General features: G+C 28.2%; 3 protein-coding genes. All 3 read left to right on the top strand.

What is annotated here, in order from left to right; genetic code table 11:
• Positions 1-610: 610 nt before the first annotated feature.
• The 3 genes from ACIQ0M_RS15390 to ACIQ0M_RS15380 all read left to right on the top strand — a co-directional run bounded on the left by ACIQ0M_RS15390 (position 611) and on the right by ACIQ0M_RS15380 (position 2,998).
• On the top strand, positions 611-1,699 hold the full coding sequence (locus ACIQ0M_RS15390; RefSeq protein WP_396153822.1) for a DUF262 domain-containing protein: 1,089 nt from the start codon (positions 611-613) through the stop codon (positions 1,697-1,699).
• 1 nt (position 1,700) lies between these two features.
• A complete protein-coding gene (locus ACIQ0M_RS15385; protein WP_396153820.1) occupies positions 1,701-2,258 on the top strand; it encodes a hypothetical protein in 558 nt (185 codons plus the stop codon).
• A 122-nt stretch (positions 2,259-2,380) separates the two neighbouring features.
• Positions 2,381-2,998, top strand: coding sequence for a hypothetical protein (locus ACIQ0M_RS15380; protein WP_396153818.1), 618 nt, complete (start codon positions 2,381-2,383; stop codon positions 2,996-2,998).
• Positions 2,999-3,147 lie beyond the last annotated feature (149 nt).

Below are 3,147 nucleotides of genomic sequence, written 5' to 3'. Positions count from 1 at the left end.
AAAAAGCTTGCTTTAATAGCAGTTGTAAATAAACTAATAAAACAAGCTTATGCGATTGCTACAAAAAAAGAATATTATTCAGTATATAATTAACTAAAATAAATTTGGAAATAAACACAGTTCATTTTGACGATTTTCTTGACTTTTATAGCGGTTTTGTTCGATAATTGTTCGGTATTTGTTCGAACGGGCTTCGGAAAAAAGGGGTGTTTTCCGAACAAATGTGCAATTAATATGGAAGGAAACCCAACTAAAACCCAAAAAACCAACCTAAATCCGACCAAAGCCGGTTTTATTTCTAAAAGCCTTTTAAGATGATTTTTTGCCTCATTTGGCAAACTTTTTAGAATGGCTTGTATTTGTTTTGGGGTAAAAAAATTATTGCACTTTTGTAGGTAGTTTACCATTCTTTTTCTATTTTTGGATTTCCATCATACAAATACCACACCTTTTTAACGGGAGAATGATGCCTTGCGGGTAAGCGGGTGGTCTTGGCTTATGCTTGGGGAGTTTGAAAAAAGTTAAAAAATGTATATAAAGTTGATGATATTTACTAGTTGTAGGTAATGCTATCACAAAAATTGCACATAAAATAAATTATTGGAAAAAAATGACAGAAATAAAAGACACCAAAGCATTTAGCATAAACGATTTCTTAAATTGGTATGACAATGATGAACTAACTTTGTCGCCAAAATATCAGAGAAATGCAGTTTGGAGTAATAACGCAAAATCATACCTAATAGATACAATATTGAGAGGTTTTCCTATTCCGCAAATATTTTTGAGATTAAGTATTGATACAAGTACTCGTAAAACCACTCGAGAAATAATTGATGGTCAACAAAGAATAAGAAGCATAATTGATTTTACAGAAAATAGATTTTCTATTTTACCTTCTCATAATGCAGAATTTGGTAAAAAATTCTATAATGATTTATCTCCTGATGAGAAAGAAAGGATTTTACATTATAACATTGGAGTTGAAATTATAAAACTCAAAGAAGACGCAAAAATATATGAAATGTTTGCCAGGCTGAACACCAACAATATGGCGTTAAATAAACAAGAATTACGAAACGCTCAATTTACAGGAGAATTTAAAGTATTTGTATATCGAAAGTCTTCACAATTCAAAAGTTTTTTGATTAACAATAATACTTTTAAAGACAAAGAATTCTCAAGAATGTTAGATATAGATTTTTTTAATTCTTTAATTATTCATCTTATTGAAGGTATCACAACAGACACGCCAACAAAGTTTGATAAATTTTATAAAAATTACGATAAGGAATTTTTGCAAGCAGAAGAAATTGAATACAGATTAGATAAAATTTTTCAAGTTCTTTATGAAATATTTGAAAATCCTTTATTTGACACCAAAATTTTCCATAGAAAAAACTATCTTTTCACTTTATTTTGTGCTTTAAATTTTCAAATTTTTAAGATTCAACATGCTGAAATTAAAGTTTGCGAAAACTATTCTCACGACAATATTCTAGCAAATTTAAAATCATTAGTTTCAAAATTAATGAATTTCGAAGGAGAACTATTGTATAAATTATCTGAGAAAGTTTCTTTAGACGAAAATGATATTGCAAAATATTTGAACTTTGAAAAACATCACAAATCTCGAACAACAAACATCGAAGAAAGAACAGAAAGAATAAAAATTTTATGTAATGTAATTTGTGAATAGTATGGACAATTCATTTGTACTTGATGAAATTAATTATTGGAATGAAATTTTAGCAACTAATGATAATCCTAAGCTATTTGAATTAGCATTTTTCAAGATCTATATAAAATTTGAAAAATTCACTTCTGATTTATTTATTTTTTATTCAACTGGTCAAAACAGTTCTTTTGATTTTTGCCCAGAAAGAAAACTTCCATTTATAGATGATACGCATCTTAATAATGTTATAGGTAACAAAAATAAAGCTTACATAAATTATTTTGAAAACATTACGGATTTATCAGAACACATTTTTGTGAATAATCCATTTGAAATAATAACAACAGATGTAAATTATTCAGGAGAGTTTAACAATATGAAAATATTACGAAACTATATTGCTCATGAAAGCTTATCATCCAAAAAAAAATATGTTCAAAGTTTATTAAACAATAGAGATTTCATTGAACCACATGAATTTTTAAGTAAAATTAGACGAACTACAGGAAAATCAAACTTGACAACATACATAGAAATAATAATAGCATCTACTAATTATTTAGTTGCAAAACCAGCATAAAAGCACTACCAACAACAGCGGTAACTGTTGCACAACCTTTTAAAAAACTAAATTTTCAAAATAATTATAAAAAACGAACCGCTACTGCTCATATACGAGACCATTAGGGTGCATTTAAAAAAATGAAAAAATCGTATACATACCTCATTATTGTTACATTGCTCATTTCCTGTAACCAGGAAAAGCGACTCTTGGAATATTCACAAGAAAAAGCAGACCAATTTGTCGAAATGTATGCCAATGAATTTTTACAAGACACTGAACTTTTAAAATACAGTTATCACCCAAGAGCACAATTTACCTATGAACAAGATTTCTTAAACAATTATCGAATTTTCCCAAAGGACAATGAAATTGGACTAATTTGTTTTTCAGACAGCTGCCAATTGAAAGAGTCATTTAACAACTCACCTTTAAAGTTATCTAAAGGAAGATATACTCTGAAACAAGATTCGATATTCACAGAACTGAATTATGATTCAACAACTTTTCAAATTCACTATTTCAAGCGAAACCCTGAAGACTATTTCAACGGACTCAAAAAACGACTTCAGAAATATGGCGTTTTTGCGTACTCTAAATCAAAGGACAAATCATTCGTTAAAGTTTATCTTTCAGTTCAGTATTATCTTGTCTATTCTAAAGATGTTGAAAATGATATTAATGATGACGAAATAATAAAATCCTATAACGACAATTGGTACTTCGTGAAAATGAAACGACAAATGGATTTAGGATAAAAAAATAAAAAAAACGCAACCAGCTCCCGCATTCTATGACAAAAAACAAATATAATTTGTTAAATTTAAGAAGCAAATTTATATGTATTTATATAGGGAGTTTCTCTGTTTACGACAGCAAAAACTCTACTAATAAGTTTGCATCTAAT

Origin of the sequence: Flavobacterium sp., from assembly GCF_044339515.1 — a bacterium.
Taxonomy (GTDB): Bacteria; Bacteroidota; Bacteroidia; order Flavobacteriales; family Flavobacteriaceae; genus Flavobacterium.
The sequence above is the reverse complement of the archived record's forward strand: the minus strand, read 5'-3'. Positions and strand labels throughout refer to the sequence as shown.